Below are 5,699 nucleotides of genomic sequence, written 5' to 3'. Positions count from 1 at the left end.
AGGACACGCTGGACAGTGCGGTGGAAACCCGCGCTGAACGCGTTCGCGATCACCTTCGCCGACCGCTGGCCGGCAGCAGAAACCTACTAACCAAAAATGCTGGAAACACCGAAAACGTTACAGACCCTCAGCTAGGCCTGATGTCTCGTTTGGAGCTGGAGTGGGCTTTCTGATGGGCCGAGCTGCGCGGATATCAGCCTTTTGATCAGGAGTTCTTTGATCGACTTGCGCCGCATTCGCGTTTAGTGCGAAGCTTTCGCATGTTATGCGAACTATCGAACTGACTGCTGCGGGCGCTGTTCCACGTCATTTCCGGGCCGGCCTGGCTGTTCTGAACGCGGAGGAAAGCATTTGGGTGGCGATGCTGGATGGGTGGGCTGCTCAGCAGTCCGCCCGAAATCTCAGCTCGTCTACGATCGATAAGCGCCGCTCGATCGCGATCCGGTTCCGGGCGTTTGCTGACAGCTATCCCTGGTCCTGGTCTGCGACCGTTGTCGATGAGTTCTTTCTCGAGCTTCGAGCGCTGAAGGGCGCGTCTCACTCGACGGTGCTCGGTTACCAGAACGCGCTTCGGATGTTTCTGGAGTACCTGGTGGATCCGGCGTATGGCTGGGGTGAGCAGTGTTGGGCGCGGTTCGGGGATCACCCGGCGCAGGTGTTTCATGAGTGGAACACGGCCCGCCACTCGCAGGAGGCGAGCGGGCAACCCGGGAAGCGCCCCTACACCCGGGATGAGCTGCAGGACCTCTTCGACTGCGCCGACGACCGGGTCCTACGAATCCGGCGCTCCGGGTCGAAGGGCTGGATTCCCGCGTTCCGGATCGCGACGATCATGAAAGCAGCGTACGCGTGGGGGCTTCGCCGGAACGAAGTCCGACAGCTTGACCTCGTCGACCTCGCGTCAAACCCGAGGGCCCGGCACTTCGGTGAGGTTGGGATCGTGTACGTCCGGTTCGGGAAGGCAATGCGGGGTTCGCCGCCGAAACGCCGGGCGGTGCTGACGCTGCCGGAGTTCGGGTGGATCGTGGAATGCATGCGGCAATGGACAGACGACGTCCGTCCCCTTCTGGCGCCTCCCGGGTCCACGGCGCTCTGGCCGAGCGAGCGGAGCAGCATGCTGACCGCTGACTCCTTGAGTCGCGCTTTTGCTGAGGTACGGCACGAAGCCGGCCTGCACGATGATCTCGACTTCCATTCCCTTCGCCGCTCCTACGTCACCCATCTCGTCGAGGACGGCTACGACGCGTTCTTCATCCAGCAGCAGGTCGGCCACGAGCACGCCTCAACCACCTCCATCTACACCGGCCTATCCCCGGACTACCGGGCCCGTGTCGTCGACGACGCGATCACCCGAATGGCAGCCCAGCTCACAACAGCCCAGCCCAAACCAGAGGAGTCCTGACAATGCAACGTCGAATCGAACACGGCTGGCGCCTCAGAGAACTCATGGCCGCCCGCGGAATGAACACCATCTCTGACCTCATCCCTCACCTCAGCGACCGCGGCATCCACCTCTCTGCGTCACAGATCTACCGCCTCGTCGGCGGCACTCCTGAACGCATGAACCTCGCACTACTCGGCGCGATCCTCGACACCCTGGACTGCACCTTCGAGGAGCTTTGCCCAGTCACCGTCGAGGCAGTCACCGACCGGGCAACCGGCACCGCAGGCGCACAAACAAAGACAGACGCGTTCCGGCCCGCCCGGGCTCGGATCCACCGCCCCGAGTGAGCAGGCTCCGACTCCCGGACCGGTGCGCCCGCTGCAACCAAACCGGTGCCCGCATCGCGACGACCTGGCCCGAGGGGCGCACCTGCCGGCGCTGCTACCAACGGGCCACCCGCATCCACGGCATCTGCCCCGGCTGCGGCGACGACCGCCTCCTCCCCGGCCTCATCGACGGACAGCCGGGCTGCGCGGACTGCGCCGGAATCCCGAAGGACTTTCACTGCACCCGCTGCGGCCGCGAAGACGAACCCGTCCGCACCGGGCTCTGCGCCCACTGCTGCCTGATCGATGACCTCACCGACCTCTTCGACGACACCACCGGCCAAACCAACCCGACCCTGGCCCCCTTATTCGACGCTTTGACGCAGCAGGCCCACGCTCGGAGCGCTCGGGTCTGGCTGAGCAAGAACCCGCACGCCACGAAACTCATCCGTGACCTTGCCCGTGGCATCATCCCGCTCGAGCACGCCACGTTCACTAAGCACAGCGACCCGAGGAAAGTCGCGTTCCTTCGTGAGCTCTGTATCGAGCACGGACTCCTCGAATCCGTCCACCTCGACATCGAGCACTTTCAAATCTGGGTCAACACCAAAACCGAGGTCCTCGAACCTAACGACGGGCGCCTGGTGAAACAGTTCGCCCGCTGGGTCCACCTCAACAGGATGCAGCGCCTCGCGCCACCGGCCAGCTGAAGAAAGGCACTGTGCTTTCGGCGAAACAATCCACCAGCGCTGCGATCGGATTCCTGCAACACCTCCGTGACCAAGGCCGCTCCCCCGCGACCTGCACACAGGCCGACGTCGACGACTGGCTCGCCGACGGGCCGACCACCCGCAGTCTTGCGCGAACCTTCGTCCGGTGGGCATCCGCCCACCACCACCTGCCACCCCTCGATTTTCCCTACCGCTTGGCCCGGACCGAGCCCATCATCACGCAGCAGCAACGCCTCGAGCACATCAGCCGCCTCCTGGACCCCGACACAGATCTCACCGCCGATGAACGAGCGGCCTCGCTGCTGCTCCTCTTATATGGCCAACCCCTCACCCGCATCGCCGGGATGCGCCTCCAACAGTTGAATCTCTCTGGGCAGGCTGTCACGATCCTGATCACGAACGACAAACTCACTATTCCGGCGCCCTTCGACGAGATCTTCCGTCAGCACGTCGCCGAGCTCCCGCATCAGACGACCTCCGTGCACACCGACAACGAATGGCTATTCCCGGGCCGCCGACCGGGGATGCACCTGCACCAGAACTCCCTGATGGGTAAGCTCCGGCGTGCCGGCATCGACCTCCGAGGCGCACGCAACGCCGCACTCCGGGCTCTCGTACTCGAACTTCCCGCCCCGGTCATCGCGGACGCACTGGATTACAGCTACCAGGTCACTGACAAACACCGTCGGAACGCCGGCACCACCTTCATCGACTATGTGGCACGCCGGCCCACACCCCTCTGACTACCAGCTTGCTTAATACAGTGGACACTGTATTAATAGGTTCATGCTCACGCTCAGCACCCGGCTCGACGTCATGAACAGGCTCGGCCGCGCGATGGCCGACCCGACCCGTTCCCGCATCCTCCTGACGCTGCTCGAGGAACCTGCCTACCCAGCCGGTATCGCCGAGGCGCTCGGCCTCACGAGACAGAACGTCTCGAACCACCTCACCTGCCTTCGTGACTGCGGCATCGTCGTAGCCGAACCGGAAGGCCGACAAAACCGTTACGAAATCGCTGACGCACACCTCGCGAAGGCGCTAAATGACCTCGTCGGTGTCGTGCTCGCCGTCGACGCCGACGCGCCCGGCAACAACCCGACCTGTTCCATTGAAGGCTGCTGCGAGGCCGGCCAGTGACCGCCGCCACCGCAAGCCCGCTCGTCCAGCGCAAAGCGGTACTGCAGAAACGCATCCGGCTCATCGTCGCTATCACGATCGGGTACAACCTCATCGAAGCCGTCGTCGCGATCGCAGCCGGCACCGCCGCATCATCCGGTGCCCTGATCGGCTTCGGACTCGACTCCACGATCGAGGTTCTCTCCGCCGCGGCCGTGGCCTGGCAGTTCACTCGCAAAGACCCCGAACGATGGGAAAAAGGCACCCTCCGCGTCATCGCGATCGCGTTCTTCCTGCTCGCGATCTACGTCACCGTGAACGCCGTTCTCACCCTCACCCAGGCAGCTGACGTACAGCACAGCACCGTCGGCATCATCCTCACCGCCCTCAGCGTCGTCATCATGCCCTTCCTCTCCCTCACCGAACGACGCACCGGCAAAGAACTCGGCTCAGCGACCGCGATCGCCGACTCGAAGCAAACCCTCATCTGCACCTACCTCTCGGCCGCCGTGCTCATCGGACTGCTCCTGAACACCCTGTTCGGCTGGTGGTGGGCCGACCCGATCGCCGCCCTTGTCATCGTCGTCTTCGCCGTCCGCGAAGGAATCGAAGCGTGGAAAGGGGACGCCTGCGCAACCTCAGTGGGCATGCTCCTCGACGACGATGACGACCATGAAGAAAGCCACGACGACTAACGAGTTTGGGGCCATCGCAACTCTGTCAGCCGCCCCAAAGGACGACTAAACAAAAGGAACTGGCCGGTCACGAATCCACAGGGCCAGCAGTAGCTGGCTGAGCGACTAGATGTCCCACAGGCTGTGGGACATGATCAGTCCCCGACCTCCAGCGCGGCAATGAGTTGGTCCGCGGTCGGTAACGCGACTTTCTCAGCGGCGGGCAAGCTCTCATACGTGTAGGTACTCACTGCCATGGGTGATGCGGTTTGTCCAAGCGCGTACCGGACGGTCTGCTCGCTTTTGTCACCGCAGATCAGAATGCCCACCGTCTGGGCATGAACTGCCCGCCGGAGCTTGTCGTCGACGAGCGCGACGTAGAACCCGAGTTGCCCAGCGAACGCGGGCTCGAAGCGGCCCTTCTTCAGCTCCACGACCACGTACCGGAGCTGCTCGGTGTGGAAGAACAAAAGGTCGACGTAGAAGTCGTCTCCGTCTACTTCGAAGTGCACCTGGCGGCCGACGAACGCGAACCCGGCGCCAAGTTCCGCGAGGGTCTGAGTGATCCGGGCAAGTAGCGCCTGCTCGAAGTCGCGCTCCGCTGCACCTTCGGTGAGGTCGAGGAAGTCGAAAACGTAGGGGTCCTTCGACAGCTGCTGCGCAAGGTCCGAGTCCGCTTCGGGCAGCCTGACCTCGAAGTTGGATGGTGCAGCGCCGCTCCGCTCGAGGGTCTGGTTCTTGATGTGGTTGAGTAGCGCATCCCGCGACCAACCGTGTTCGGTCGCTTTCGCGGCGTACCACTCTCGTGATTGGCGGGTCTCGAGCTTGTCGAACAGGAGCCGGATGTGGCCCCATGGTAAATGTCCCACAGCCTGTGGGACATTTACTTCCTCCGGCCATTCCGCCGCGAAAGCCCGCATGTATTGCAGGTTGCTTCTGGAAAGACCGGTCATGGTCGGGAACGCGGCGCGGAGATCGTCAGCGAGGCGACCAACCACTCCGGCGCCCCAGGGCTGGTCTCTTTGTTCCCGCAGGATCGTGTGGCCGATTTGCCAGTAGAGCCCGACCAGTTCGCGGTTGACCGTCCGCACTGCATGGGCCTGAGCGGCGCGAACACGATCGCCGAGCTCCACGAGTAGCTCCGGATACCGGTCAGGCAGGTCTACCTCGCTACGACTCATTCATCCATCATCCCAGCCAGTCTTCTCCGGGCGCTGACTGACGAGGAACACGACCGCAGTGTTTACCAATTCAGCACTCAATTGCTCGCCGCGTACCGGCTCCTCAGCCCAACGATGCGTGACAGCACTTCTTCCTAACTCTGGCGTCGGTTTCTCCGGGACTGTGCTGAATTCGGTGTTTCTGGCCTAACGCGTCGGGCGTGTGCCTGGCGGGGAAGGTGCCGTGATGACGACACTGGATGTTGTGAAGAGAAACAAGCCGGAGCCCTCTGCGGAGGAGCTCG

7 protein-coding genes are annotated in these 5,699 nt (G+C 63.3%); 6 read left to right on the top strand and 1 reads right to left on the bottom strand.

Annotated elements, in window-relative coordinates:
- Nucleotides 1-361: 361 nt before the first annotated feature.
- The 6 genes from B7R22_RS18050 to B7R22_RS18025 are packed head-to-tail and all read left to right on the top strand — an operon-like array spanning nt 362 to nt 4,255.
- Nucleotides 362-1,402 (top strand): tyrosine-type recombinase/integrase, encoded by a 1,041-nt coding sequence (locus B7R22_RS18050; protein WP_253259159.1) that lies wholly within the window; start codon nt 362-364, stop codon nt 1,400-1,402.
- Nucleotides 1,403-1,404: 2 nt separating this feature from the next.
- A complete protein-coding gene (locus tag B7R22_RS18045; protein WP_116413081.1) occupies nt 1,405-1,731 on the top strand; it encodes a helix-turn-helix domain-containing protein in 327 nt (108 codons plus the stop codon).
- On the top strand, nt 1,728-2,420 hold the full coding sequence (locus B7R22_RS18040) for a hypothetical protein (RefSeq protein WP_116413080.1): 693 nt from the start codon (nt 1,728-1,730) through the stop codon (nt 2,418-2,420). Before B7R22_RS18045 ends, B7R22_RS18040 begins: the two co-directional genes overlap by 4 nt.
- Nucleotides 2,421-2,431: 11 nt before the next feature.
- Nucleotides 2,432-3,184, top strand: a complete 753-nt coding sequence (locus B7R22_RS18035) for a hypothetical protein (protein ID WP_116413079.1) — start codon at nt 2,432-2,434, stop codon at nt 3,182-3,184.
- Nucleotides 3,185-3,227: 43 nt separating this feature from the next.
- Nucleotides 3,228-3,581 (top strand): Cd(II)/Pb(II)-sensing metalloregulatory transcriptional regulator CmtR, encoded by a 354-nt coding sequence (gene cmtR, locus B7R22_RS18030; protein ID WP_116413078.1) that lies wholly within the window; start codon nt 3,228-3,230, stop codon nt 3,579-3,581.
- Entirely contained in the window at nt 3,578-4,255 is a 678-nt protein-coding gene (locus tag B7R22_RS18025) for a cation diffusion facilitator family transporter (RefSeq protein ID WP_116413077.1), read from the top strand. Before cmtR ends, B7R22_RS18025 begins: the two co-directional genes overlap by 4 nt.
- 134 nt (nt 4,256-4,389) lie before the next feature.
- On the opposite strand, the gene B7R22_RS18020 is transcribed toward B7R22_RS18025, so the two are convergent.
- A complete protein-coding gene (locus B7R22_RS18020) occupies nt 4,390-5,415 on the bottom strand; it encodes a PDDEXK nuclease domain-containing protein (RefSeq protein ID WP_116413076.1) in 1,026 nt (341 codons plus the stop codon).
- Nucleotides 5,416-5,699 lie beyond the last annotated feature (284 nt).

This window comes from Subtercola boreus (assembly GCF_003399635.1).
GTDB classification, from domain to species: Bacteria; Actinomycetota; Actinomycetes; order Actinomycetales; family Microbacteriaceae; genus Subtercola; species Subtercola boreus_B.
The sequence above is the reverse complement of the archived record's forward strand: the minus strand, read 5'-3'. Positions and strand labels throughout refer to the sequence as shown.